A 26,253-nucleotide genomic window follows, 5' to 3' on the forward strand; every position below is an offset into this window, starting at 1 on the left:
CAATATCGAAGCATCTGCCGTCTCAGCGGGCGAGAACCGCGCCACACCCGCCCCGTAGCAGAGAACGGGTCGACGGAGACGACGAGAGCGTCGCTACAACGTGGTTGCGTCTTCGGGAACTTCGGGAACTGACGTCCAACACCGGTTCCGAGAGTCGTCAGCGGAGACGAGCGGGGTATCAGAACAGAGGGGTGTGTGCGCGAGTCGATAGACGAACTCGCCGTGGCTCACGTAGTACCCCGATGGAATCGACGCTTCGTGCTCCGAGCGGTCGTAGTACGGAAGGTCCTCCAGTGCGGCCGCGACAGCCGCGTACTCGTCTCTGGCCAGACGAAAGTCCATCACGCTGTAGGGGTCTCGTTGGGTCACTCGGTCGAGCGCTCGCAGTATCAACTCCGCTCCGTCGAGTCGTTCGTCCGAGGCGGAAACGATCTCCGCGGCCTCCGGTGACGGGATGTGCATCACCGTGAGTACGCCCCCGTTGACTCCTTCGACGGTGAGACAGCCGCTCAGCGCGGCGACCGAACCGAGCCCGATGTTGCAAGTAGCGACCGCCGATTCACGACGCTGTAACTCCGACGGAGTCACATCACCGTTCCGGTGCCCGGCGCGTTCTGGCCGGGGCTCACGCGACTTCGGGAACGAGATTCGTCAGGGCGCGGTCGCCGAACAGGACGACGAGCGCCGCGCCGACGAGGTTAAAGACGAGGTCGAGGGCGGTGTCGGCCCGGCCGTAGGAGACGAGCACGGGTTCGATACCGAGCGCGTCGGCCCCGCGGTGGATGGCGTACTCGGCGAGTTCCCAGAGCACGCCGGCGCAGACCACGACCGCGAGGACGCGCGTCGAGGGGTCGCGGCCGCGGCGGCGCGAGAGGACGTAGACGACCCCGCCGAGAATCGTCGCCGAGTGGGCGTGGGTGAGGTGGTCCCACCACCACACGTCGTCGTAGGGGCCGAGCATCCCGACCGAGTGGGTCAGCATCGCCGATTCGACGTAGAGGCGCTGCCACGGACGGAACTCGACGCCGGCCAGTCGCTCGACTGCGACGGGGAGGAACGTGCCCGCGAGGGCGAACACGGCGTTCACCATCGCGGCCGGGTTGCGGCGGCGGAGCCCCGTCAGGAACACGGCGACGATGGCAGCCCTGATTCCGTCGTCTGGTCGCCGCCGTCCCGCTGAATCACTCGTCTCGGTCACGGTTGTTCTCACCGAGACTGTCGTCGGCTTCGGGTAAAAACGTTGACAGCCGGACGGCGGTCGGTTCCGGACGAACGGCCGCCCTCAGACGACGGTCGCGAGCGCGTCCATCACGCGGTCGACCTTCTCCACGTCGGCGTTGTAACCCATGTGGCCGACGCGGAGGATGTCGTCGGCGAGGTCGGCGAGGCCGGTCGCGAGGACGATGTCGTGTTCGGCTTCGAGTTCGTTCCGGACGCGTTTCGCCTCGTCGGGAAGGTAAAACGCCGTCACCGTCGGAGCGCTCCGCTCGGCGTCGGGGTAGACGTCGAGTCCGAGGTCGGCCCCGCGCTCGCGGCAGTGCGCGGCGGCCTCCTCGTGGCGCTCGTAGACGGCGTCGAGGCCCGCTTCGAGGAGCATCGACAGCGACTCGTCGAGGGCGGCGACGTTCGCGCCGAGGTGGGTGTACGGGAAGCCCCCGCTCGTGTCGCGCCACGGCAGGAGGTTCGTGTAGAGGGAGTCGGGGTCGCGCTCCTCGATGACCTCCCACGCGCGGTCGCTGACGGCGACCGTGGTGAGGCCCGGGGGCGAGCTGAACGCCTTCTGGGACGCGCCGAGGTTGATGTCGATGTGCTCGCTCGGGACGGGGGTGCCGCCGAGCGAGGAGACGGCGTCGACGATGGTCAACACGCCGTGGTCGGACAGAAGTTCGAGGACCGGCGCGATGTCGTTGAGCGTCCCCGTCGGCGTCTCGCAGTGGACCATCGTGGCGACCTCGAACTCGCCCTCGTGGAGCGCGGCTTCGACGCCCGTCACGTCGAGCGGGTCGGTGTAGTCGGCACCGACGACGGTCGGTTCGCCGCCGTAGCTCTCGACGAAGTCGGCGAAGCCGTCGCCGTAGAGGCCGTTCGAGACGCAGAGCACGTCGTCGCCGGGGGCGACCGTGGAGGCGATGGCGGCTTCGAGACCGAGGATACCCTCGCCGCCCATGACGACCACGTCGTCGTCGGTGTCGTAGACGCGCCGGAGCTTCTCGCAGACGCCGTCGTAGGTGTCGAAGAAGGACTGCTCGATATCGGGATTCGGCATCGGCTCGCTCAGTCGGTCGCGGACCCGCGGCGGCACGGCCGTGGGACCGGGTGTCATCAGCATGGATTCCCGTTACGAACAGAGCGTCTTAGCAGTACGGCATCCGCGGCGGGTGCCCGACCACGGCCTGCTCGGCGGGGGTGGTGGGCGGCGGACGCGGCCGGCGAGCGCGACCGCCAGCGCCGGCGGCGGACGGGAAGGCACAAAAGCGCCCTCGCCGTCACCCACGTGTATGGGCAAACTCTCACCTGCGGACCTCGACCGTTACGTCTTCTCGCGGACGGGGGCCCCCAACGACGACCTGCTCGTCGGGGCCGGCTACGGCGAGGACGCCGCCGCCGTCGCCACCGGCGAGGGGACGATGGTCGTCAGCACCGACCCCATCTCGCTCGCCGCCGAGCGCATCGGCACCCTCGGCGTCGCTATCGCCAGCAACGACGTGGCCGCCTGCGGGGGCGTGCCCGAGTGGCTCGTGAGCACCGTCCTCCTCCCCGAACCCGACGTGGACCTGCTCGACGACATCACCGCCCAACTCGACGCGGAGGCCAACAGACTCGGCATCAGTATCGTCGGCGGCCACACCGAGACGGTCGCCGGTCTCTCCCGGCCGCTCCTGTCGCTCACCTGTATGGGTCCGACCGACCGGTACGTCCCGACCGGCGGCGCGGAACCCGGCGACGCGGTGATTCTCACCAAGGGTGCCGGCGTCGAGGGCACCGCCGTCCTCGCCACCGACTTCCGCGCCGACCTCGATGCCGCCGGCGTCGACGCCGAGACGGTCGAGCGCGCCGCGGGCTTCTTCGACGACATCAGCGTCCTCCCCGAATCCGCCGTGCTCGCGTCCGACGCGACCGCGATGCACGACCCGACCGAGGGCGGCGTCCTCAACGGACTGGTCGAACTCGCCTGCGCTTCCGGCGTCCGAATCGAGGTCGACGGCGACGACGTGCCCGTCCGCCCCGAGACGCGGGCGCTCTGCGACGCGATGGGCGTCGACCCGATGCGGATTCTCGGCTCCGGCGCGCTCCTCGCGGCGGTCCCCGGCGACGAGGCCGACGAGGTGCTCGCCGCGCTCGACGACGAGCGAATCGAGGCGACGGTCGTCGGAACCGTCGAGGCGGCGGACGACGGCACGAGCGCGGCCGCGGACACTGACGTTGATTCGGACGTGGGCGTCGTCTACGGCGGGACCGACTACGCCGACGGCGTCGAAGACGACATGTACGACCTCTGGGACTGAACAGAACGCGAGTCGCCGACCGACGCCGCCCCCGGCGACCGACCCAACACAACTTTGACTACTGAAATTCCACTTGTTGATATGACTGCTGAACGTCCGTCTCGACTCGCGAGCGACCCGCCGGGAGCGCCGTCCGCGACCCGGGCCGCGGTGACCAGATGAGAGGCGTCGTCGTCGCCGGCACGGCCTCCGGCGTCGGGAAGACGGTCACGACGCTCGCGGTGTGCCGTGCGCTCGAACGCGAGGGCTACGCGGTCCAGCCGGCCAAGGCCGGCCCCGACTTCATCGACCCCTCACACCACGCCGCCGTCGTCGGCAAACCGTCGCTGACGCTCGACCCGTGGCTCGAAGGCGAAGACGGCATGCGCCGGACCTACGCCCGCGGCGAGGGCGACATCTGCGTCGTCGAAGGCATGATGGGCCTCTACGACGGCGACACCTCGACGGCTCGGGTCGCCGCCCTCCTCGACCTCCCCGTGGTCCTCGTCGCGGACGCGAGAGCCGGGATGCAGAGCGTCGCGGCGACGGCCTACGGCTTCCGGACCTACGCGGACCGCATGGGCATCGAGGCCGACGTGGCCGGCGTCATCGCCTCCCGCGCCCACGGCGGCCGACACGCCGAAGGCATCCGCGACGCCCTCCCCGAGGAACTGCCGTATCTCGGTCGAATCCCGCCGAGCGACGACCTCGAAATCCCCGAGCGCCACCTCGGACTCCACCTCGGCGACGAGGCCCCGCTGTCCGACGAGGCGCTCGACGCCGCGGCCGACGGGATTCGCGCCGACGCGCTCGCCGAGGTGGCGCGAAAACCCGAGTGGAACACCGAGGAGTTCGAAGCGGGCATTCGAGCCGAGTCGTCCCAAGCTACGGATTCCGACGGTCCGACGGTCGCCGTCGCCCGCGACGAGGCGTTCTGTTTCGTCTACCCGTCGACCCTCGACAGACTGGAATCGCTCGGAACCGCCTCGTACTTCTCGCCGGTCGCCGGCGACGACCTCCCCGACTGCGACGGCGTCTATCTGCCCGGCGGCTACCCCGAGCGGTTCGCCGCGGAACTCGCGTCGTCGACGACGCTCCCGGCGCTCGCCGACCGGGCCGCCGACGGCCTGCCGGTGTTCGGCGAGTGCGGCGGCCTGATGGCGCTCACCGAGTCGCTGACGACGACCGACGGCGACACCCACGAGATGGCCGGTATCCTCCCCGCCGACGTGACGATGCGGGAGCGCTATCAGGCGCTCGACCACGTGGAACTCCGCGCGACTGACGGGACGCTGACCGCCGACGCGGGCGAGACGCTCCGCGGCCACGAGTTCCACTACTCGTCGGCCGACCCCGCGACCGACGCCCGGTTCGCCTTCGACGTGGAGCGCGGCACCGGTATCGACGGCCGCGAGGGACTCACGGAGTACCGAACCCTCGGCACCTACGCCCACGTCCACCCCGAGAGCGGGGCCTTCGACCGCTTCGTCTCGCGGCTGGCGGACTGACCGCGGCGAGAGCGCGAGGGCGTGAGAGCGCGGGAGCGAGGGCGGCGAACCCCTATATACGAAGCCGCGACAAGCACCGACCGACGACCGACCCACGCGGGGCGGGACGGGCCTGACCGATCCGCACCGATCCGACCCCGACGCGACACCGATTCACACTCAACGATGACCGACGCATCCGACGGAAATCCCGAGACAGACGACGAGACCACCCCCGACTCGGTTCGAGCGAACACCCCTGGCCGCGGCGTCCGCCCCGAAGCGGCCGCCATCGAACCCGCCGCGCCCGACGACTTCGGCCTCGTGCAGGTGTGGTGGGGCGACGGCAAGGGCAAGACCACGGCCGCGATGGGCATGGGCTTCCGCGCCGCCGGCCACGGCTACCGCGTCCACATGCTCCAGTTCCTGAAGGGCGGCGCGGACTCCGTCGAGGCCGTCCGCGGGGAGTACAACGCTATCGCGGCGATGCCCGGCTTCTCCTTCGAGAACCTCGGCCACTACGGCTGGGCCGGCATGGCCGACGGGAGCGACGACGCCGACCACGAGGCGCAGGTCGCCGCCGGTCTCGACCGGGCGCGCGAACTCGTCGACGCCGCGGCCGACGCCGACCTCACCGAACCGCTCGCCCTCGACGGCCCGCCGGAGGACGGCGTCCATCTCCTCATCATCGACGAACTCCTCTACGCCGTCGCGATGGGACTGCTCGACGAGGAAGACGTGCTCGACCTCGTGGAGCGAAAGCCCGAGCATCTCGAACTCGTGTTGACCGGGAGCCACGAGGAACCGACCTACGTCTCCGACGCCGCGGACCTCGTAACCAACGTTCGAAAGGAGAAACACCCCATCGACGCCGGCCAGCGCGCGAGAAAAGGAACTGAATACTGAGCGCGTCGGCCAGTCCGACGGAGCGCCGACGGCTCAGAGCCGTCGGGCGATGTCCAGCGCCTCGTCGGTCGGCACCGGCTCGTCGAGCGACCGGAGCGTCTCGACGAGCGCCGCGACCCGCGTTTCGTCGGGGTCGTCGCCGACCCGCTCCAAGAGCCGCCGGGCCGCGCCGGTCCCGCTCTGCGGGCCGAAGTAGAGCGTCCGCGACCCGCCGAACGCGGCCGGGTCGAACGGCTCGAACGTCGCCGGGTCGTCGAGCATCGCCGCGGTGTGGAGCCCGGATTCGTGGGAGAACACGTCCGACCCGAGCACCGATTTCTCCGCCGGCACCGACTCGCCGAGCGCCGTCAACACGTCGTTCGCCCGGGGGATGAGCGTCGAGGGGGCGAGCGCCGGGCGGTTCACGGCGCGGCTCGTCTCGGCCGCGACGACGAACTCCTCGACGGGGACGTTGCCGGCGCGCTCGCCGATACCGCCGACCGACACGTCCACTTTCTGCACGTCGTGGGCGACCGCGGTGAGCGCGTTGGCCGTGGCGACGCCGAGGTCGTCGTGGAAGTGGACGCCGAGGCGGGTCGGGTCGGTGTCGAGGTCGTGGAGGAACGACGAGACCTCGAACGGCGTCTTCGAGCCCACGGTGTCCGCGATAGTGAGGTACGTCGCGTCTATCGAGTCGAACAGGCCGTCGAGGAACGCGGGGTCGGTCCGGAAGCCGTCCATCGCGGTGAAGTGGACCTCCAGCCCGGTCTCGGTCGCGGAATCGACCGTCTCGCCGACGAGCGAGCGCAGTTCGTCCGCGTCCTTCCCGAGCAGTTCGGTCCGCTGTCGCTCGCTGGTCGGCGCGAACACGTCGATAACGTCGACGCCGGCGTCGACCGCGGCCTCGACGTCTTTCGAGACGGCTCGGGCGATGCCCGTCAGTTTCGTCTCGACGTCGACGGCGTCGCAGACCGCTCCGGTCTGTGCGCCCGCAATCGGGAAGCCGACCTGCACGTAGTCGACGCCGAGGTCGGACAGCGCGCGCACGGCCGCGACCTTCTGCTCCGTCGTGTAGGACGCGCCGGGTCGCTGTTCGCCCTCGCGGCAGGTCACGTCGAGGAGGACCGGCTCCGCGGCGGCCATTCAGACCCCTCCCGCGCGCCGGAGCGCGTCGATGTCGGCGTCGTCGTAGCCGAGCGACGAGAGAATCGCCTCGGTGTGCTCGCCGAGCTTCGGCGGGTCGGTCGATTCGGGACGGTCGAAGCCGCTGGCGACGACGGGGAACCGCGGGACGCTGACCGACCGCGACGTTCCCTCGGCGGTCTCGACCTCGGTGAAGAAGTCGGTCGCCCGCAGGTGCGGGTCCTCGGCGACCTCGTCCATCGAGTTCACCTTGGCGACGGGGACGCCGACCTCGCGCAGGCCGGCGACGAGGTCGGCCGCGTCGTGGGTCTCGCACTCGGCGCGGAGCAGGTCCATGAGTTCGTCGAGGTTCTCCCGGCGGCCCGGGAGCGTGTCGAACCGGTCGTCCTCGTGGAGGTCGAGGCCGAGCGCCTCGCAGAGCGCCGCCCACTGACGCTCACCCGAAGGACCGATGAACACCCACTCGTCGTCGGCCGTCTCGAACACGTCGTAGGGTGCCCAGTTGGGGTGCGACGCGCCCATCGGCCCCGGCACGTCGTCGTAGGCCTCGGTGTACGCGAGCCAGTAGCCCATCATCGAGACGGTGGACTCGAACAGCGGTGCGGTCACCTTCGACCCCTCTCCGGTCCGGTCGCGGCGGTAGAGCGCCCCAAGGACCGCTATCGCGCCGTAGAACGACGCGGCCATGTCGGCGATGCTCGTGCCCGACCGGACCGGGGGCATCCCCTCGTGGCCGGTGACGCTCATCAGCCCCGACAGCGCCTCCGCGATGGGGTCGAGCGCGGGGTACGACTCGTAGGGGCCGGGATTGAACCCCTTGATGGAGCAGTAGACGAGGCCCGGATGCGTCTCTTTCAACTGCTCGTAGCCGATGCCGAGCCGTTCGGCGGTTCCCGGCGCGTAGTTCTCGACGACCACGTCGGTCTCGTCGAGCAGGTCGAAGAACGCGTCGAGTGCCGCGTCGGACTTGAGGTCGAGCGTGAGGCTCCGCTTGTCCCGGTTGACGTAGTTGAACGAGCTGTTTCCGACCGGCGACGACCCGCGGATGAGGTCGCCGCCCTCCGGGTGTTCGACCTTGATGACGTCCGCACCGAGGTCGGCGAGGAGCATCGAACAGAACGGCCCGGCGATGATATGGCCGAGTTCGAGCACGCGCACGCCGTCGAGCGGGAGTCCTCGCGTCGCCGACGCGGTCGCGCCCGCGGCAGTCTCGGTACTCTCGGCGCGCTCGGCGCTGTCGCCGCTCATGGAGTGACGCCCCCCGTCCCCGCGGGCGACGACGAGCGCTCGCCGGCGCGTTCAGACCCGAAGAGTATCGTCTCGCCGTCCTCGCCGAAGACGAACGCGTCGGCGAGGTCGAACGACACGTCAAGGCGGTCGCCCGCGACCGCGTCGTCGACGGCGTCGCTGACCACGTCGAAGGGGGTGCCGTCTTCGAGGCGGCCGTGGACCACGGACTCGGTGCCGAGCGTCTCGACGACCTCCACGTCGACCGAGAGCCGACACGCCCCGGTGGAGCCGACATCGAGGTACTGCGGCCTGATGCCGAGTCTGACGCGGCCGGCAGTCGGGGCGTCGACGCCGGCCGGGAGCGAAAGCTCGAACCCGGGACCGACGAGCACGGTCTCGCCGTCGCGGTGCTCGACCGCGCAGTCGACGACGTTGGTCGAGGGCATGCCGATGAACTGCGCGACGTACTCCGAGTTCGGGTAGTCGAACAGCTGTTTCGGCGGGTCGACCTGCGCGAGTTCGCCGTCGCGCAGGAGGACCACCTGGTCGCTCATCGTCATCGCCTCGGTCTGGTCGTGAGTGACGTAGACGACGGTCGTGTCGAGTTCCTGATGCAGTCGCTGAATCTCGACGCGGAGGTCGGATTTGAGCTTCGCATCGAGGTCGGACATCGGCTCGTCCAACAGCAACACGTCGGGGTCCTGCACGAACGCGCCGCCGAGGGCGACGCGCTGTTGTTGGCCGCCGGAGAGCTCGGCGGGCATCTTCTCCAACTGCGCTTCGATTTGGAGGACCTCGGCGGCCTCGTCGATGCGCTCGTCGCGCTCGGCCTTCGGGACGCCGTGAATCTTCAGGCCGTAGCCGATGTTCTCGCGGACGGACATGTGCGGGTAGAGCGCGATGGACTGGAACACCATCGAGACGTTGCGCTCCTGCGGCGGGAGGTCGGTCACGTCCTCGTCGCCGAACGAGACGGTGCCCGAGGTGGGCGTCTCCAGCCCGGCCAGCATGCGCAGGGTCGTCGTCTTCCCGCAGCCCGAAGGGCCGACGAAGGTCGTAAACGAGCCTTCGGGGATGTCGAGGCTGAGGTCGTCGACGGCGACGTGCGTGTTTCCGAGGGTGCGAAACTCCTTTCTGACGGTGTCGAGGTGGATGCTGGTTGCCATTATTCGAGGCCTCCAACGCTGAAGCCCTGGAGGAGGTATCGTTGCAGGAACAGTGCGATGAGGAACGGCGGAATCGAGATGAGAAGCGAGACGGCCATCGTCTCGCCCCAGCCGATGCTGACGCGGTCCAAGAACAGCGACGCGCCGACGGTGATGGTGTACATCTCGTCGCGGCTCATCACGACGCGCGCCATGGTGAAGTCGTTCCACGCGACGGCGAACGCGAAGATGGCCGCGGAGATGTAGCCGGGGCGGGCGACCGGCAGGACCACGTCTCTAACCGTGCGCCAGCGGCTCGCGCCGCGGACCCACGCGGACTCTTCGAGCGCGATGGGGACGGTCTGGAAGTACTGCCACATCAGCCAGATGCAGAACGGCGCGGAGATGGCCGTCAGCGCGAGGGTGAGCGCGAAGTGGCTGTTGAGCAGGCCGAGCGTCGAGAAGACGACGTACAGCGGGATGGCGAGGACGATGGGGCTGAACATGTACGAGAACAGCACCGCCCGCGCCGCCAGCGACTTCCCGGTGAAGTCGAAGCGCGTCAGGCCGTAGCCCGCCGCGACCGCGATAGTCGTCGAGAGGACGGTCGAACCGAGCGTGACCACGAGACTGTTGACGAAGTACCGGACCGTGTCGGTCGACCCGAGGAGGACGAGGAAGTTCCGGAGCGACGGCTGGGTGGGCAACAGGTTCACCCGCCCGCCGGCGAACGTCGTCGCCGGCGACTGGATGGCGATGACCACCATCACGTACACCGGGATGATGGTGAACACCGAGATGAGAAGCGCCGTCAGGTAGACGGCGATTCGCTGGAGGCGTTTCTGGGTGTCGTGGGAGACGAGGCTGCGACCGGTCGATGTCGCCATCTCACGCCACCTCCTTTTCGGGGGCGAACGCCCGGAAGTAGACCACCGCGACGCCGGCGAGGAGGAAGAACATGACGCCGGCGAGCGCCGTCGCCATGCCGAAGTTCACCTCGCTGAACGCGAGTTGGTAGACGCGAATCGGGAGCGTCGTCGTCTGCTGGAGCGGGCCGCCGCGGGTCGAGAGGTAGATGATGTCGAACTTGTTGAACATCCAGATACCCCTGACGAGGAGAATGATGAGGATCGCCCCGCGGAGGTGCGGGAAGGTGATGTCGCGGAACGCCTGCCACGTCGTCGCGCCCTCGACCCGCGCCCGCTCGTAGAGGTCGGGGTCGATTGCCTGCAGGCGCGCGAGCAGAATGAAGAAGGCGAAGCTGGCGAACTTCCAGACGCTCGTGACGACGACCGCCGGCATGGCGAACTCCAGGGTCGAAAAGAACGCTATCGGCTTGTCGATGAGCCCGGCGTCGACGAGGAACTGGTTCAGAATCCCGATGTTGGGGTCGAGGATGAACTTCCACATGAAGATGACGACGAGCGTCGGCAGGAGGTAGGGGAAAATCATCAGCGTCCGCAGGGCGTCGCCGCCGCGGATGCGCTGGTTGATGACGAGCGCGAGCCCCAGCCCGATGACGAGGCTCAGCCCCGTCGTCGCCACCGCGTAGACGACGCTGTTCCAGAGGAAGCCCCAGAACGCGCCGTTTCCGAGGAGTTCCGCGTAGTTGCCGAGGCCGACGAACTCGGGGTTCCGCACCGGCGACGCGAACAGGCTCATCCCGAGCGCGTAGACGATGGGGATGACCCAGACCACGACGAAGAACGCGAGCATCGGGACGAAACACGCCGCCAACAGGAGCGTCGTGCCGTCCACGTCACGCTCTCGGAGGGCCGACCCGGCGGCCGCCAACCGCGATTTGAGGGCCGTACTCATTGCAACCCGCGGAGCTCTTCGGCCAACCAGTCGACCGTTTCGTCGGGTGTGAGCCCGCCGACGAGAAGCTGGTCAGCCGCCTGTCCGAAGAGCTGTTCGCTGTAGGCGTCGGCCGCGACGATGTTCGGCGCGCCGTCGTCGCCCGTCGCGAGGACGCTCGTGAAGGCGTCCCAGTTGTCGCGGACGAGATTCATCACGTCGGGGTGCTGCTGGATGACCTCGTTTTCGGCCACCTCGGGCGCGTCGAGTTGCTCCCGCGTCGGCGGGAACTGGAACAGCGGCGCGGAGAGCACGAAGTCGAAGAAGCGCGACGAACTCGTGAAGAAGTCGACGAACGCCTGCGCGCCCTCGGTGTTCTGGCCGTCGTTGCGGACGAGGTGACCCTCCATGTACGCCCACCACCTGTCCTGTGCGGCCCCGCTCGGCACGGGGAAGGGCATCGGGCTGAGATTCTCGACGAGGTCGGGTCGGTTGGCCTGAATCGTGAGAATGGGGAGGCCGCCGACGCTGGCGATGGCCGCGGCGTTCTCCTGTTGGAGCGCGCCGATGGCGTCGCCCCACGCCCACCCCGAGCCGTTCGGCGAGTGTTCGGCCATCGACTGGACCCACTCGAACGTCTCGACGGCCGCCTGTCGGTTGTCGTCGTTGTCGAGTCTGACCTCGATGCCGTCGGAGGGGCCGCCGTAAATCTCCACGTCGTTCTGCCAGAGGTACTGCGTCATCTGGGTGTCGGCGTTGTTCGTCTGGCCCGACTGGATGACGTAGCCCTCCATCGACTCGTTGGCCGACACCTCGCCGGCCGCCTCGACCCACTCGCTCCACGACGCGGGCATCTCCGAGTACACGTCGTTTCGGTACCAGCCCATGAGTGGTTCGACCATCGCGGCCGCGAAGTACGACTCGCCGCCGACGCTGACCGGGTCGGGCAGGTCGTTGTCCTGAACCGCCCCCGTGACGGGCGCGAGGACGCCGTCGCGCTGGAGCCGATACGCGTCTGTCGAGGTGTCGAAAAGCAGGTCCGGCGGGTTGCCAGCGGCGACCATCTTCTGCATCTCGGCGTCCGAGGAGGTCCCCTTCGCCGTGTAAATCATCTCGACCGTGTGGTCTGTCTCCTCCTCGAACTCGGCGATGATTTCGTCCATCACGTCCTTCGAGTCGCCCCGGTCCGAGAGGTATCGAATCGGCTCGTTGGAGCCGCCGCCACCGCCGCCGCCCAGACAGCCCGCCGTCGTCACCGCCGCCGCGCTCCCGACCGCCGCGAGGAACGTCCGGCGCGACGACCCGCGCGTTTTCCGCCCGTCACCACCACGAGAGTGATTCCCATTCATCATGGTAATTGCAAACAATACGTACACCGCTAGAGGTCACGGGAGTAGTGCCTACACCTGTTGGCTCTTTATATTGGTTTTCGAAGATATGGTGACGTGGCTCTGTTGAAATCCTATCGTTCCAACATTTGTCTCGCTGGAATAGCCGTTAGGTAGGTGTGCGAACCGATTACCGTTCGCTCTGCCAAAGAATCTATACTTTCTCATCCGTGCGCATTGCGAACACCATATCTCTCAGTCATCCTACCGGAATCGCTATTGGGCTTGCCCGAACGCGTAGAGGCCGTCGGCCGCATTTGCGTAGACGGCACCATCGACGACAGCCGGTTGTCCCTCTAACCCTGACGTGACATAATCCGCAATCGTGACCTCAGGGAAGTGAGAGCGCCAGCGTTCACTTCCATCCGACCGGGAGAGCGCGAGGAAGTCGGCCGGAATCCCGCCAGTCCCGAGATAGATCGTTTCACTGCCCACTCCGGTCGATGGCACGGAGACATGCTGCTCATCTCCTATCGACACCGACCATCGTTCAGTCCCACTGTTCGAATCCCAGACTCGTAGCCTTCCGCTATCGTAGAGGTATGCCGATTCGTCGCTCGCAGCGATCCCGACGATGTTCGATGTCTTAGCCCCGTAGTGCCAGCGCTGGTCACCACTCGTCGTGTCAAGCGCGAAGACACCCTCATCGTCAGGTGCGACGTACACCGTATCACCACTCACGACCGGTCCCTCCGGAATGCCATTATCGTCGAACTCGACAGCCCACAGCTCGCTTCCGTCGGCGAGATCGCGGGCCGTTAGTACCGTGCCGACCTGGAATTCGGCAGAGAGGGAGAAGATGGTGTCGTCCGATGCGGCCACAGTCGCCTGCCACTTCGGCGAGGAGCGTTTCCAGCGTCGTGTGCCATCGGCGACCTGATACGCGCGGACATCGGCCTTCCGGTTGTTCTGGCGGAGTATCTGCGTCGAAACAATCACCGTTCCGTCTATTACCGTCGATGCTCGTGCGGTACGAGTATCGAATTCGTGGCGCCACTGTTCTACACCATCGCTGGTTCGAAACGCGACGATGCCGCTCCGTCCGGCAGCCACAACGAACCCATCGGCGACGACGGGCGTACCACCTGCCTCCATCGGTTGTGTCCACGTGACGTCGCCGTCAGAGGCGTCACGACAGACAAGTCGAGGGGTTTCTTCGGAATCTCCCACAGGATACTCGTAGTGGAAGACGTTGCCGCCAGCGACAACGGGGTCGCCGGTGCGCTTGTTGGAGACGTACCAGTCGACCTCACCGTCCATCGGTACACCCCTCGCCGTCGTGACGCCACTGTGTCCGGGATTCGATCCCTTCTGTGGCCAATCGGTCTCATCCTGGCTCTCTGGACCCTGGCCTCGGGAGTCACTGGTGTCTGTTGGTTCACCGTAGTTATTCCCCAGACACCCCGCAACCCCGGCCGTTAGTACCGTCCCGCTTCTGGAGAGAAATCGCCGTCGAGAGGTTCGATAAGACATGATCTGATTTCTGCTCGGTATTCTGATAAGCCTTGGGCAGACTCAAATTCCGATTTCATCAGCAGGGGGCACACTGTTGAACGCGGTATCTATATCTAACGTTCAGAGTGCCTTGTCGATGTTGTGAGTGAGACAGCCGACAACGAGTTCACGGAACTGTTTCCACCAGCGCCGTGAGCGGACAAATGCCCCGTACTTGCGTTTGAGGCGAGAATTTACGGTCTCGTTCTGACTGCGCTGACCGTAGAGATCGGCGTCCAGTCGAGCGTTCCACGCCTTGTGAAGCGACGAAAATTTTCGATGCTTGATGACCGGACGAACACCAGTTTCACAGGCTAACGCCCGAATCTTCTGGTCGTCGTATCCCTTATCGCCAAGAAGAACCGCTACTTCTCCGGTGTTTCGCTTGGTGAGCGACGGCGCAATCTGTGAATCGTGTTTTCGCGTGGTCGTCACGTGTAAGTCGATGATTGCGTTCACTTTCGTGTCTACGAGAAGCGTGACTTTCAACTGCTGAATCGTCAACTTCGTTCGCTTCGTGTAGTGCTTTGAGGCGTGACTCCGGTCGAAGCCGGAGGCGTCGATACCAACGACACCGTTGGTCGGGAGGAGTGTGACCGAAAGGTTGAGTAGGACACGCCAAACCGCCATATCAAGCCGATTGAACGCCTTACACAGCGTCGAGGGAGACGGAAGTTCCTCAAGGTCGATGGCGCTCCGAATCCGGGACATCTCGATGAGTTCGTCGAGAAGCGTTCGGTACGTCGTATTCTTCCGAACCTTGAGACACAGCAGAACGATGTGTTGGTGGAGTGTGTACCGGCGTTTCGAGAACTTCGAGGAGTACCGAGCGACAGCTCGCCGAGCCAAGTGATACGCCTGCTCAACAAACCGGAGTAACCGCGACTTCGGGAGGGCCTGCATTCGGTCAAACTACCGGGCGAACCTGTAACCCTCTGAGGATTTCAACAGAGCCGGTGACGTGTTTCAGGTGTACTAGGTGCTCAAAATTCGGGGTGCAGCGTGCGCCGGAGGCAGTCGGACTCGGCTGAGGTCAGGTGCTGTCGGGGTTCGCGGGCGTCGTCGCATCGGCGAGCGCGTCGCTGAGAAGTTTCTTTTCCGCCCGCCGGAGGTGTTCCAACACGGTCGGTCGGCTCACCTCGAACGCCGCCGCGATTTCCTCGACCGTGACGCCCCGCGGCCAGTCGTAGTAGCCACGTTCGAGCGCGTAGCCGACGACCTCGGCCTGCCGCTTCGAGAGCCGCGTGGAAGGGCCGACGAAGGGCTTCAGCCGGCGGAGTTCGACGGTCCCGAGCGACCGGAGCCCCGAGATGATGGCCTTGAGGTCGGCCCGCCGGAACACGACCACGTCGAAGACGCGCGAGCGACCGTAGAACTGGCTCATCCGCTGGAGCATCCCGTGGTTCTCGCGGATGACGGGGAGCGCCCCGGACGACCGCTTCGTGATGAGCAGTTGGTCGTCGCCGACGAGTTCGAGGTCGCGGACGACCTCGCTGGCGGCGAGCCGTTCGGCCATCTCGTCGCGGTGCTCCCCGGCGTCGACGACGAATCGGATGTCCGTCTCGCCGAGCACCTCGCAGTTCGTCACGACGACCGGCCCGTCGACGAGGTCGCTCACGTGCGACAGCACGTAGTCCTCGTTCAGTTCGAGGAGGATGGTCGCGCGAAGCATCGCTACCGGGACCTCCGGCTGTCGGGGCTGGGCGGGCGTCCGGGACGGTCCTGTTCGACCACGTTACTACGCCGATACGTCGCCCGCGGGTAATAGCTGTATCCCGATCCGGGCGGCCTACCCGCTCGCGTTGGGCGGTCCGCCGCCTCCAATTCGTCCCGGCTACTCCTCGCCGGGCGACACCGTGATGACGGGGACGGGCGCGCTCCGAACCGTCTGCTCGGCGACGCTCCCGAGGAGGATTCGGTCCACGCCGCTCCGCCCGGTGGCCCCCATGACGACGGCGTGGATGTCGTTACCTTCGACGTACTCCCGAATCGCCTCGCTCGGCGAGCCGTGTTCGATGGTTTCGGCGAGCTTCGTGACGCCGCGTTCGTTCGCCTCCTCGACGACCTTCGAAATCGCCTCGTTTGCGCCGCGCTCGCTCTCTTCGCCGGAGAGCATCGACCGAACGTCGAAGCCGAGCGCGGAGTCGTCCACGACCGACAGGACGTGAACCGTCGCGTCGAGTTCGGCTGCGAGTGCGAGGCCATGGCTCGTCGCTCGTTTCGCGGAGCGGCTTCCGTCGGTCGGGATGAGGATACGCTCGTAGGGGAACGTCAGCTCCTCGTCGGGCTTCATGCGGGCGGTGAGCACCGGCCGGTCCGACAGGCGGACGACCTTCTCCGTGACGCTCCCGCGGAGCTGTCGAGAGATGCCTTTGCGCCCGCGGGTCGGCATCACGACGAGGTCGTAGTCGTACTCCTCGGCGTACTCGACGATGGTGGGCGCGGGGTTGCCCTGCACCACGTCCGTCGAGTAATCGACGCCGAGGTTTTGGAGCGTCTCCGCCGCCTCATCGACGACGCTCTCGCCCTCGCGTTCGAGCGCGTCGACCACGTCGTTCCCGACCACGGTGACGCTGTCGCGGGTCGTGTCGGCGACGAAGAGCAGTCGTATCTCCGCGTCGTCCCAGTGGGCGAGTTCGCTGGCGTGGTGGAGAACCGCGCTCGACGACGTGCTCTCGTCGACGGGCAGGAGGATGCGCTCGTACATAGCCTGTCATACACCCGGTCGCCGGTAAGTCCTTTCGCCGGACGGCGACCGCGAACCGGCCATCGTCGGGGGCGCTAGCTCCAACCGCACCACACAGTTATCACTCGACAGTCACAATCGGACGGTCATGGCACCGACAGACGAGTCTCCGCACGGCGGCGCGCGGACGCGACGCCACCGCCGACAGGGCGGCGACGACGACGAAACCGGCGTCGACGCGTGGCTCGACGCGACGATTTACTTCGGGCTCGGACAGCACCTACTCCTCGCGCTCCCGATGCTCTGGGTCGCCTTCATGACCGTTTCGACGCCCGTGGCGGTCACGACCGCGGCCGTCGTCTCGCTGGCGGTCGCCTGCCTCGCCATCGGCGCGCTCCGCATGAACGCCGTCTCCGTCGGCGCGCCGTGGCACCGCATCGAGGACAACGAAATCGGCCTCGGCCCCGACGCGGGGTACGGCTTTCTCGCCCGCCGGGCGGCCTATCTGAACGCGACGCTCGGCTTCGGGACGTTCCTCGGCGCGCGCGCCGACCTCGCCGGAGCGGGGCTCCCCGGTTCGGTCGTCGTCGCCGGCTGCGTCGCGCTCTGTGCGATGCTCGCGCTCCCTCGACTGCGCGCCGCGCCGGCCCGTACGTCGGCCGCGGTGGCCGGCGTCTACTACGCCGTTTCGCTCCTCGTCGTCGCCACGTTCCCCGGGATGGTCGACCTGTTCTCCCTGTCGCCGTCGGTCGCGCTGTGCGTGCTCGCGGTCGCGCTCGCCGCCGCGTTCGACGTGGCGACCGGCCGAGACCGGCGCTGACTCGGCTTCCTCGACCCACTGCCGTCCTGTCTTCCTCGGTCACCAAGTTTTCAACCCTCGCGCACCGACTCGTCGGGCATGACACCGATTCCGCGCACGGGCCGCCCTCCCGAGGTGCCGCGGCGTGACTGACGCCGCGCTCGCCGACGACCCCGTAGCGGCGCTCCGAACGGCGGCCGACACCCTCCGCGGCCGACGCGAGACGGTCGACGAAATCGGCCGCGAGGAGCTTCGGACGCTCTCGTCAGCCGTCAGCGACGTGACGGGGATTCTCGACCGGTTCGAAGAGCGGGCGACCGACGACCTCGAAGGCTACGTCGCGTTCCGCGAGACGCTGTCGAACCGGCTGGAGGAGGTTCCCGCCGACGTGCGCCACAGCGACGCCTTCATCGCCGCCAACGAGTCGCTCACCACCGGCATCACGTCGTCGCTGTCGGCGTCGGACTTCGAGCAGGCGAGACGCGAGTTGGGCCCCGCCCGCGAGGAGGCGGCGCTCCTCGACGAACTGGACGAGGCGAAAGACGACTACCGGAGCGCCCGTCGCCGAGTGCAGGAGCGCGCGGACGAACTCGACGCGCGAATCGAGCGCCTCGAACGCGTAGAGCGGCTCGGCGAGGTCGACATCGACGCGCCGGTGGACGAACTCCGCGACCCCATCGAGCGGTACGACGACGCCGTGGCCGAGGCGTTCGACCGGTTCCGCGCCGAGTCGCCCGCCCGCGAGGTGCTCGCGTGGCTGGCGGCCGCGGAGTCCTATCCGCTCGTCGAGACGCCCAGTCCCCCTGAGCGACTGCGCGAGTACCTCGAAACCGCCGCCATCGGCGACGAGCCGATTCCAACGCTCGTCGAGTACGCCGGCTACTCGCGGTCGAAACTCGACCACTACGTGGACGACCCCAAGCGGTTCTCCGCGACCGTCGGGACGAACAAGCGGTTTCTGGAGACGCTCGACGCCGACCCGCTGACCGTGTCGTGGCCGCCGGAGCCCGCCTCGGAACTCCGCTGGCGGACGAAGGAACTCGTCGCCGTGGTGAATCGGTTCGCCGGCGACGAGACGGTCGCGCGGGTCCGCGAGGTCCACGAACTGACGTACGAGGAGTCCTACGACCGCCTCCGCGACGCCGCGGTCGCCCGCGCCGAACTCACCGACGACCAGCGCGACCGCCTCCGGCGGGGCGTCGTGGCCGACGAGTTGGCTTCGGCCCGCGAGGAGCGCGAGCGGGTTCGGGACTGCCTCGACGCGCACTCGCGACTGGACGACTGAGCGTCGCCCGGCGACCGCGGCGATGGGACCGTGAGGCGAGCGAGACGGCGACAAAAAAACACTTACCGCGCTCGGCGGAACTTCCGACGATGCGTCTCCGGAAACTCGCCCTCATCCTCGCGGTGGTCGGCCTCGTCTGTCTCCCCGCGCCGGTGTACCTGCCCGCGCTCGCGGGGGCGACGTCGCCGCCGCCGCAAACCTCGCAGTCGTACCGAGCCGAGACCGTGTCGCTCGCGAACCAATCGGACGTCGAGACTATCGTGAGTCGCCACGGGCGGACGGTCTCGATTTCGGTGCACCAAGTCAGCCACCGGTACTCGGCCGGCGGGTACCGCGCGCCGAACGAGACCCGCGAGACGCTGGCGGCGGCGATGCGGAACGGCACCGCCCGGACCGCGGCGGCGGGCGCGAGAGCCGACCTCCAAGCCATAGCGCGGAACAACACGTACGTCCACGACGCCTACGGCGAGCGCCAGCAGTACTACCGGTTCAGCGTGGAAGAAAACGGCTCGGTCGTCACCGCGCGAAACGCCACACTCCAGCGCGTCGCAAACGCCACCGTCGAGCGAGGGGCGTATCGCTACGAGAACCTCTCGCCGGAGGCGAGAGAGACGGTCGATAGAATCCTTCGGAACTCCTCTGACGAGGACTTCGGCTACCGACCGCGGGTGAACGACGCCTTCGTGGACCGCCTCCCGGCGCTCGTCGAGAAGGATGGAACGCTCCACAGCATCACCGTCTACGGGCACGTCGACGACTTCGGCTTCGGGGCCGCGCTCGTCGTCGGACTCGGCGTTGCCGGCGTCGGCGCGGTCTTGATTCTCGTCGGCGGAGTGCTGTACGCCGTCGCATGGTGGCGCGAGTAGCGGGAGAAGAACGGTCGAACCGCGAGACCGCGGTTCAGTTCAGTTCAGTTGGCGTCGACGATTTCGACGTCGAAGACGAGCGTCTCGCCGGCGAGCTCGTGGTTGAAGTCGATGCGGACCACGTCGTCGTCGGCGTGGACGATTTCGCCGAGGCCGCCCTGCTGGGTCTGGACGTACAGTCCCTCCTCGGGCTCGTCGCCGAGTACCTCGCGGAGCTGTTCGGTCTCGTGCTCGCGAATGAGGTCTTCGTCGTGCTCGCCGTAGGCCTTCTCCGGCGGAATCTCGATACTCTCTTCGTCGCCGACGGACATGCCGACGAGCGCCTCGTCGAGGCCCTCGATGACGGTTCCCGCGCCGACTTCGACCACGAGCGGCTCGTAGTCGCGGTCGCCCTGCGCCTCGGAGAGTCCTTCGGCGTCGGCCACGTCCTGACGCGACGTGTCGAAGACCGTGCCGTCGGGGAGCTTTCCAACGTATTCGAGCGAAACGGAGTCGCCGGTTTCTATCGTCATACCGCCTACTCTCTGCCGGAGACGGATAAGTGACCGTACTGCCGACGAGAGTATAATCTATCTGTTACATCGAGGCGCGCGCTCATGCTCTCCGCGCGCCACTAGATAGCATGGCGTTCGCTCGAACAAATGGCATCGACACCTACTACGAACGGCGGGGTGAGGGACCGCCGGTGGTCTTCGTTCACGGGGCGATTCTCGACCACGGCCAGTGGGACCGCCAGACTGAGGCGCTGTGCGACGACTACACTACGGTCTCGTACGACGTCCGGGGACACGGCCGGACCGGCGGCTCGGAGCCAGCGACGTACTCGATGGAACTGTTCGCCGACGACCTCGCGGCGCTCGTCTCGGAGTTGGGCCTCGACCGGCCCGTCGTCTGCGGACTCTCGACCGGCGGCTGTGTCGCGCAGGCATACGCGATGCGGTATCCCGACGGGCTCTCGGGGCTCGTTCTCGCGGACACGTTCTCCCCGGTCGTCTTCGACCGTCTCGAACAGTTCCAGCGACTCGTCGTCCCCCGGTTGACGATTCCGTTCGTTCGACTCGTCGGCTACGAGCGCGTCGAGAAGGTCATGGTCTGGTTCCAAGAGCGGCTGTCGGGAACGCCCGCGGGCGGCGACTACGGAAACGTCGAGCGTCTTCGGGAGCGCGGCCCGCCGATGGCGACCGACGAGTTCGCGAAGGTGATTCGGGCGGTCAGTCGGTTCACCGACTCGTCGGTCGTCCTCGGCGACATCGACGTCCCGACGTTGGTCCTGTACGGCGAGAACGAACTCCCGTTCGTGCGCAGGCACGCCGCGGCGTTCGGCGACGGGATTCCGACCGTCACGGTCCGCGCGGTTCCCGACGCGGGCCACGCGTCGAACCTCGACAACCCCGCGTTCTTCGAGGACGCCCTTCGGGAGTTCCTCGACGGCCTCAGAACAGTCGCCAGATGAGCGACCGAAGTTTGTAGCTCAGTGACCCGCGCTGGTAGCCGTTCCACCCGCTCATGCCGCCGGCGAGCGTCGCCGCGTCGTACCCCTCCTCGCGGAGGAGCTCCGTCGCCCGCTTCGCGACGATGCCCATCTTACAGACGACGACCACGTCTCGGTCCCGCGGAATCTCGTCCAGCCGACCTCGAAGCGAGGCGTCGTCGCCCGACCGGAGGTCGTCGTAGACGGGGACGTTGCGGCTCCTGTCCGGTCCGTTCGCTCCATTCACTTCCCCGACGTAGTCACGTTCGCTGACGCTCACGCGACTCCCGTCGATTGCGCCGCGCTGGTAGTTCGACTCCGGGCGGATGTCGAGGATGAAGGGGTCGTCGCCGTCGGCGAGGCGGGCGTCGAGTTCGTCGGGGCGAATCGTGGTCACGGCTCTCTCCACGTCGCTGACGCGGAAAGCGCTGGTGCTTCCGGCGTCCCGGCGCTCCGCCGGTGGTTCCGCGTGAGCGTTCGACGCCGTCCCGTCCGCCGGGAACGACGCCGTAGCTTGAACACGGCGGTCCGCGTAGCGCCCTCATGAAGTGGGACGAGCGCTACCGGACCGGAACGTACCCGACCGACCCCGAGCCGTCGCCGGTGTTACGGTCGTACCTCGACGAACTGCCCGAGGGTCGCGCCCTCGACGTGGCGGCCGGGAACGGCCGCAACACGCTCTTTCTCGCGGAAAACGGCTATCGCGTCGACGCGCTCGACCAGTCGGGCGAGGGGCTCAGTATCGTCGAAGAGCGCGCTCGGTCCCGCGGGTTCGCCGACCGCGTGGAGACGATTCAGGCGGACGCGACGACCTACGACTTCTCCGAGTCGACGTACGACCTCGTCACCATCAGCTACTTCCGGACGCTGGACCGCCTCGCGGACATCAAAGCGTCGCTGAAACCCGGCGGCGTCCTGTTCTACCAGCACCACCTGCGGGCCGACCCGCCGGCGACGGTCGGGCCGAGCACCGACAGATACCGCTTCGATTCGAACGAACTGCTCCGGGCCTGTCTCGACCTCACCGTGCTCTACTACGATGAATCGACCGAACTCCGCGACGACCGACGCTCCGCGACAGCGACAATTATCGCGCGGAACACGAGGGGTGGCGCGCAGTCGTATCCGGAGAAAGGAATGGAATAATAACAAAACCAACACACTAAATCGGAAGTAACATAGGATGTCAGATAAGCGCCATGGCGACCGAAATGAAATAAATTAAAGTGAGTTTCCAAAATACTCGTCTTTTCCTGTCCGAGTTGAATTGCGTCCACATCCGATAGAAGCCCGCTTTTTCAGAATGACGACAGTAGCGTTAGAAACACAATATATATTTGAAATGTAGATTATCTAAATATTTGTTACGATACTGCCTGGTGACGCGCTGTCTTCTTTTGAGAAAATGTTCGAATGATATTATTTTCAACGCTCCCCCGGACCAGCCGGTCGGCGAGAGCAAATAGGGTTCGAACGATGTCCCGGACACGAAGTCGGACTACCGGCTCGTCCGGATTTAATTCTCTAATCTGAGAAACACATATGTTCTTTCGGGTTCGAACCGATAGTATGTCAACGGACTGGTTAACTGAATCGGGTTCGACGGGAGAGGTGACCGTCGAAAAGCGCGACGATGCGTGGTTTCTACAATCAGCCGAGTCCGACTCTGACGTGAAATGTATTTTTGAGGACGACAGCTCGCTCTCGGCTTCGTCGGGTCCCCAACGAGTCAATATCACCGTCTCGAATTACATGAGAGGGCGCGGCAACGAGGTGAACTACCTTTTCGCCTCGATCGGAGACGACCCATCGAGCCCAAGTTCCAAGGCCACGGAATCGTTGGCGAATCGAGAAGGAGTAGCGGCCTCGAACACAGATTCAGGCGACACCGGGACTCGGAACCCAACTCGAACGCTCTCGGAACTCACCGGGAGTGGGGCGTACGTGACGGTGGAGGCAACCGTCAACGAGGTCGCGTGGGTCAACAAGAACGACCACGAGACGCCGGACATCCTCGGCTACCTCACCGACGAGAGCGCACCCGAAGGCGTCGTGTTCGTCGTCCCTGACGGCGTGAGCCACCCGTACCTCGGCGAGGGCGCGCGGTTCGAGTTCGCCGGTGCGAAGGACCACCACTACCGCGCGAAAGACCAAGTACAGCTGATGATAACGGACGCGACGCAGTTCACTCAGCTCGCGTCGTCGGATGAAGAGGTCCACGGGTCGGGACGCGGCGGCGGGCGGGCCCGGAGTCGGTCACCGGGCGACCGCGAGAAGCCCGGAAGTCTTCGAGACATCGCAGAGAGCGCCATCGGCGACGAGACGTTCGTCGAGACGCAATCGGGCGACGACTCGCTGGTCGGGGCGGCGAAGCGTCGGGCTCGAAAGCAGCAGCGCGACCCCGCCATCGACCCGCGAACGCGCGCCCTCGCCGAGGACGAAGGGGAGGGTTCGAACCGAGACGACGACTGAGCGGCGAGCCTAACCGGATTGGCCGGTGACTGATTGGGCTGCGCGTCGAATCGCCTCCCGTGGCGGTACGCCAACGCCGCCGCGCCATCATTCGGTCGGATTCGTCCGTTCGATTTTTATCGCTCCGCGACGGTCATACACGAATGACCGTGTTGGATTGGCTCGACGAGCCGCGCATCATCGACACGCACGCCCACCAACCGACCGCGGAGTTCCTCGAAGACGCCGGCGGCGAGATGATGCGGGACGCGGCGAACAGGTTCGGCGCGGAGATGGAGACGTGGAGCTACGAGGAGATGATAGCCGAGTACCGCGAGCACAACATCGGGCGGGCGGTACTCCTCGGGTGGGACGCCGAGACGAACACCGGGAACCCGCCGGTTCCGAACGACTACGTGGCCGAAGTAAGAGACGAGTACCCCGACTTCTTCGTCGGCTTCGGGAGCGTGGACCCGCTGAAAGACGACTGCGTCGAGGAGGCGGTTCGGTGTGTCGAAGACCTCGGTCTCTCGGGGTTCAAGTTCCAGCAAATCGCGCAGGGGTTCGACCCGAGCGACGACGAGCACGCGGAGTTGTTCGACACTATCGAGGACCTCGGCGTCCCGGTCGTCTTCCACGGCGGGAACTCCACCCTCGGCGCGTGCTCGCCCGGCGGTCGCGGCCTGAAAATCAAGTACGGCAACCCGATGCTCATCGACGACGTGGCCGCCGAACACCCGGACCTCCAGATTCTCATCGCCCACCCGGCGTACCCGTGGGAGAGAGAACAGCTCGCCATCTGTCAGCAGAAGGGCAACGTCTACATGGACCTCTCGGGCTGGCTCCCGAAGTACATCGACGAGCAGGTGCTCCACTACGCCAAGACCGTCCTGCAGGACAAGGTGATGTTCGGCACCGACTACCCGATGATTCGGCCGGGCCGGTGGTTCGAGTCGTTCGAGGAGCACTTCGACGCCTCCGAGGAGGTGAAGCGAAAGCTCCTCTGGGAGAACGCGGAGCAGTTCCTCGGCCTCGACTGAGGCAGGGCAGAACGGACGAGTGAGACGGGACGGGACAGAACGGAACGGGCGAGACAAGACGAAACAGGACGGGGCCGGCGTCCTCAGTCGAACTGCGGCCGCCGCTTTTCCAAGAACGCGGAAACGCCCTCCTCGTGGGCGTCGGTGTCGTAGGCGAGTGTCTGTGCGTGCGCCTCGCGTTCGAGGCCGTCGGCCCACGACCGGCCGAGGTTCGCGTGTATCGCTTCCTTCGCCAGCGCGAGCGTCTCCGTCGGCTGTGCGGCGAGCGTCTCTACCGTCTCGTCTACGGTGGCGTCGAGGTCGGCGGCGGCGACCGCCTCGTTCACGAGGTCGAGTTCGGCGGCGCGCTCGGCCGAGATGAGTTTCCCGGTGAAGGCGAGTTCCTTCGCGGCCCGGAGGCCGACCAACCGGGGGAGCGTCACCGTCGCGCCCGCGTCGGGGACGAGACCGACGTTGACGAAGGACGCGCCGAAGCGAGCGTCGCGGGTGGCGTAGGCGAAGTCGCAGGCGGCGACGACGGAGGTCCCCGCGCCCACGGCGTCGCCGTTGACGCGGGCGACGACCGGCACCGGAGCGGTGAGAATCGCCTCGGCGACGCGGCCGAGGGTGCCGCGGACGCGCTCGTAGGCCTCGCGGGCGGTCTCGTCGCGCTCTGCCATCGCCTGAATGTCGCCGCCGGCGCTGAAGGCGTCGCCGTCGCCGGTTATCACCGCGGCGTCGAACGCCTCGGGCGTCAGTTCTTCGAGCGCCGCCGAGAGCTCTCGAGCCACGTCGGCGGTGAACGCGTTTTTCGCCTCGGGTCTGTCGAACGTCACGGTCCGGACGCCGTCGGCGTCGTCGACTCGCATACCCGCGCTACGGGGACGCGGGGTAAATAGCCTCGCCGGCGGACCGCCGGGCGAGTCGAGCGGGTCGACGACGCCCCCGGCTCACTCAAGCAGCGCTCCGAACGCCGACTGTTGCGCCCGGCGGAGCCGTTCGAGGAACGCCGACTTGCTGATTCCGAGTTCGTCCGCCACGTCCCGAGCCGTGATGCTCCGGGGGAGGTCGAAGTACCCCATCTCGACGGCCGTTCGGAGGGCGGCCTCCTGCGCGGGCGTGAGGTCCCACGCCCGACCGATGGGCGATTCCTCGTCCGCCCGGAGGGGGTAGACGCGCTGGAGTTGGATACCGACGGTGCCGCCGGCCTTCTCCATTACGCCGCGGAGCACGTCGTAGCCGACGACCGCCCCGCGCATCGTCGCGCCGCCGGCGTCGTACCGCATCGACTCGACGAGGAAGCCGGCGTCGACGAGTTCGTGAACGACGCAGGGGTGTTTCGAGAGACAGCGGAAGGTGTACGTGTCGTCGCCGCGGGTGACGTGGAGGTAGCGGATGGCGTCGTCGTCGTCGAGGGCCTCGGGGAGCCGGTCGTCCGCGGGGGCCGAAAAGTGAAGCAGGACGTTGCCGTCGGCGCGGAGTTGCGGCGCGTTCGCGTCGACCGCGACGGGGACCACGTCGGTCGCCCGCGCCAACGGGCAGTCGTCGCCGTCGATGCGAAACTCGGCCACGAGGCACTCCGCTATCATCGGCGTGTGCGTACGCGGCACGGGTATAAAAAT

27 protein-coding genes are annotated in these 26,253 nt (G+C 66.9%); 10 read left to right on the forward strand and 17 right to left on the reverse strand.

What is annotated here, in order from left to right:
* Positions 1–93: 93 nt before the first annotated feature.
* From BN984_RS18135 to BN984_RS18145, 3 genes are all read right to left on the reverse strand, one after another.
* Entirely contained in the window at positions 94–588 is a 495-nt protein-coding gene (locus BN984_RS18135; RefSeq protein WP_233517298.1) for a hypothetical protein, read from the reverse strand.
* A gap of 37 nt (positions 589–625) precedes the next feature.
* Positions 626–1,210 (reverse strand): hypothetical protein, encoded by a 585-nt coding sequence (locus BN984_RS18140; RefSeq protein WP_049968941.1) that lies wholly within the window; start codon positions 1,208–1,210, stop codon positions 626–628.
* 72 nt (positions 1,211–1,282) lie between these two features.
* On the reverse strand, positions 1,283–2,329 hold the full coding sequence (locus tag BN984_RS18145; protein ID WP_049968942.1) for a pyridoxal-phosphate-dependent aminotransferase family protein: 1,047 nt from the start codon (positions 2,327–2,329) through the stop codon (positions 1,283–1,285).
* A gap of 169 nt (positions 2,330–2,498) precedes the next feature.
* Between BN984_RS18145 and BN984_RS18150 the strand changes: the two genes are divergently transcribed.
* The 3 genes from BN984_RS18150 (at position 2,499) to BN984_RS18160 (ending at position 5,878) form a co-directional block, all read left to right on the forward strand.
* On the forward strand, positions 2,499–3,506 hold the full coding sequence (locus BN984_RS18150; RefSeq protein ID WP_049968943.1) for an AIR synthase family protein: 1,008 nt from the start codon (positions 2,499–2,501) through the stop codon (positions 3,504–3,506).
* Between the two features lie 158 nt (positions 3,507–3,664).
* Positions 3,665–4,993, forward strand: coding sequence for a cobyrinic acid a,c-diamide synthase (locus BN984_RS18155; RefSeq protein ID WP_008093861.1), 1,329 nt, complete (start codon positions 3,665–3,667; stop codon positions 4,991–4,993).
* A 165-nt stretch (positions 4,994–5,158) separates the two neighbouring features.
* Positions 5,159–5,878 carry a cob(I)yrinic acid a,c-diamide adenosyltransferase gene (locus BN984_RS18160; protein ID WP_008093862.1) on the forward strand — a complete coding sequence of 240 codons (720 nt, stop codon included), beginning with the start codon at positions 5,159–5,161 and terminating at the stop codon, positions 5,876–5,878.
* Positions 5,879–5,911: 33 nt separating this feature from the next.
* Here BN984_RS18160 and BN984_RS18165 read toward each other — a convergent pair whose 3' ends face one another.
* From BN984_RS18165 to BN984_RS18210, 10 genes are all read right to left on the reverse strand, one after another.
* A complete protein-coding gene (locus BN984_RS18165) occupies positions 5,912–7,000 on the reverse strand; it encodes a LeuA family protein (RefSeq protein WP_049968944.1) in 1,089 nt (362 codons plus the stop codon).
* The gene (locus BN984_RS18170; protein ID WP_049968945.1) at positions 7,001–8,248 is read right to left on the reverse strand and encodes a CaiB/BaiF CoA transferase family protein; all 1,248 of its coding nucleotides are present in this window, start codon (positions 8,246–8,248) and stop codon (positions 7,001–7,003) included.
* Entirely contained in the window at positions 8,245–9,396 is a 1,152-nt protein-coding gene (locus tag BN984_RS18175) for an ABC transporter ATP-binding protein (protein ID WP_049968946.1), read from the reverse strand. Before BN984_RS18175 ends, BN984_RS18170 begins: the two co-directional genes overlap by 4 nt.
* Positions 9,396–10,262, reverse strand: a complete 867-nt coding sequence (locus BN984_RS18180; RefSeq protein WP_008093868.1) for a carbohydrate ABC transporter permease — start codon at positions 10,260–10,262, stop codon at positions 9,396–9,398. Before BN984_RS18180 ends, BN984_RS18175 begins: the two co-directional genes overlap by 1 nt.
* Before the next feature lies 1 nt (position 10,263).
* Complete coding sequence (locus BN984_RS18185) at positions 10,264–11,193, reverse strand: carbohydrate ABC transporter permease (RefSeq protein ID WP_004978357.1); 930 nt, start codon at positions 11,191–11,193, stop codon at positions 10,264–10,266.
* On the reverse strand, positions 11,190–12,428 hold the full coding sequence (locus BN984_RS18190; RefSeq protein ID WP_049913470.1) for an ABC transporter substrate-binding protein: 1,239 nt from the start codon (positions 12,426–12,428) through the stop codon (positions 11,190–11,192). Before BN984_RS18190 ends, BN984_RS18185 begins: the two co-directional genes overlap by 4 nt.
* A gap of 348 nt (positions 12,429–12,776) precedes the next feature.
* On the reverse strand, positions 12,777–13,820 hold the full coding sequence (locus BN984_RS18195) for an outer membrane protein assembly factor BamB family protein (protein ID WP_049968947.1): 1,044 nt from the start codon (positions 13,818–13,820) through the stop codon (positions 12,777–12,779).
* Positions 13,821–14,135: 315 nt separating this feature from the next.
* Positions 14,136–14,957, reverse strand: a complete 822-nt coding sequence (locus BN984_RS18200; RefSeq protein ID WP_049968948.1) for an IS5 family transposase — start codon at positions 14,955–14,957, stop codon at positions 14,136–14,138.
* Positions 14,958–15,087: 130 nt separating this feature from the next.
* On the reverse strand, positions 15,088–15,726 hold the full coding sequence (locus BN984_RS18205) for a helix-turn-helix domain-containing protein (protein WP_004978354.1): 639 nt from the start codon (positions 15,724–15,726) through the stop codon (positions 15,088–15,090).
* Between the two features lie 162 nt (positions 15,727–15,888).
* Positions 15,889–16,761: a universal stress protein gene (locus BN984_RS18210; protein ID WP_008093872.1), complete on the reverse strand. Its 873-nt coding sequence runs from the start codon at positions 16,759–16,761 to the stop codon at positions 15,889–15,891.
* A gap of 127 nt (positions 16,762–16,888) precedes the next feature.
* Here BN984_RS18210 and BN984_RS18215 point away from each other — a divergent pair, with 127 nt between their 5' ends.
* The 3 genes from BN984_RS18215 (at position 16,889) to BN984_RS18225 (ending at position 19,690) form a co-directional block, all read left to right on the forward strand.
* Positions 16,889–17,560: a hypothetical protein gene (locus BN984_RS18215; RefSeq protein ID WP_049968949.1), complete on the forward strand. Its 672-nt coding sequence runs from the start codon at positions 16,889–16,891 to the stop codon at positions 17,558–17,560.
* Between the two features lie 124 nt (positions 17,561–17,684).
* Positions 17,685–18,824 (forward strand): DUF7118 family protein, encoded by a 1,140-nt coding sequence (locus BN984_RS18220; RefSeq protein WP_049968950.1) that lies wholly within the window; start codon positions 17,685–17,687, stop codon positions 18,822–18,824.
* 89 nt (positions 18,825–18,913) lie between these two features.
* Positions 18,914–19,690 (forward strand): hypothetical protein, encoded by a 777-nt coding sequence (locus tag BN984_RS18225; RefSeq protein WP_049968951.1) that lies wholly within the window; start codon positions 18,914–18,916, stop codon positions 19,688–19,690.
* A gap of 44 nt (positions 19,691–19,734) precedes the next feature.
* Here BN984_RS18225 and BN984_RS18230 read toward each other — a convergent pair whose 3' ends face one another.
* Entirely contained in the window at positions 19,735–20,202 is a 468-nt protein-coding gene (locus BN984_RS18230; protein WP_008093880.1) for an FKBP-type peptidyl-prolyl cis-trans isomerase, read from the reverse strand.
* 110 nt (positions 20,203–20,312) lie between these two features.
* Between BN984_RS18230 and BN984_RS18235 the strand changes: the two genes are divergently transcribed.
* Entirely contained in the window at positions 20,313–21,143 is an 831-nt protein-coding gene (locus BN984_RS18235; RefSeq protein ID WP_049968952.1) for an alpha/beta fold hydrolase, read from the forward strand.
* On the opposite strand, the gene BN984_RS18240 is transcribed toward BN984_RS18235, so the two are convergent.
* The gene (locus BN984_RS18240) at positions 21,124–21,558 is read right to left on the reverse strand and encodes a rhodanese-like domain-containing protein (RefSeq protein WP_049968953.1); all 435 of its coding nucleotides are present in this window, start codon (positions 21,556–21,558) and stop codon (positions 21,124–21,126) included. The genes BN984_RS18235 and BN984_RS18240 overlap by 20 nt on opposite strands.
* A gap of 146 nt (positions 21,559–21,704) precedes the next feature.
* On the opposite strand from BN984_RS18240, the gene BN984_RS18245 reads away from it, so the two are divergent.
* From BN984_RS18245 to BN984_RS18255, 3 genes are all read left to right on the forward strand, one after another.
* Positions 21,705–22,307: a class I SAM-dependent methyltransferase gene (locus BN984_RS18245; RefSeq protein WP_049968954.1), complete on the forward strand. Its 603-nt coding sequence runs from the start codon at positions 21,705–21,707 to the stop codon at positions 22,305–22,307.
* 798 nt (positions 22,308–23,105) lie between these two features.
* Positions 23,106–23,633, forward strand: coding sequence for a hypothetical protein (locus tag BN984_RS20025; RefSeq protein WP_244877488.1), 528 nt, complete (start codon positions 23,106–23,108; stop codon positions 23,631–23,633).
* Between the two features lie 143 nt (positions 23,634–23,776).
* Positions 23,777–24,652 carry an amidohydrolase family protein gene (locus BN984_RS18255; protein WP_049968955.1) on the forward strand — a complete coding sequence of 292 codons (876 nt, stop codon included), beginning with the start codon at positions 23,777–23,779 and terminating at the stop codon, positions 24,650–24,652.
* An 83-nt stretch (positions 24,653–24,735) separates the two neighbouring features.
* Here the strand turns inward: BN984_RS18255 and BN984_RS18260 are convergent, their stop codons facing one another.
* Entirely contained in the window at positions 24,736–25,500 is a 765-nt protein-coding gene (locus BN984_RS18260) for an enoyl-CoA hydratase/isomerase family protein (protein ID WP_049968956.1), read from the reverse strand.
* 81 nt (positions 25,501–25,581) lie between these two features.
* Positions 25,582–26,220, reverse strand: coding sequence for a helix-turn-helix domain-containing protein (locus BN984_RS18265; RefSeq protein WP_008093891.1), 639 nt, complete (start codon positions 26,218–26,220; stop codon positions 25,582–25,584).
* Positions 26,221–26,253 lie beyond the last annotated feature (33 nt).

It is taken from the genome of Haloferax prahovense (genome assembly GCF_000723845.1).
Classification (GTDB): domain Archaea; phylum Halobacteriota; class Halobacteria; order Halobacteriales; family Haloferacaceae; genus Haloferax; species Haloferax prahovense.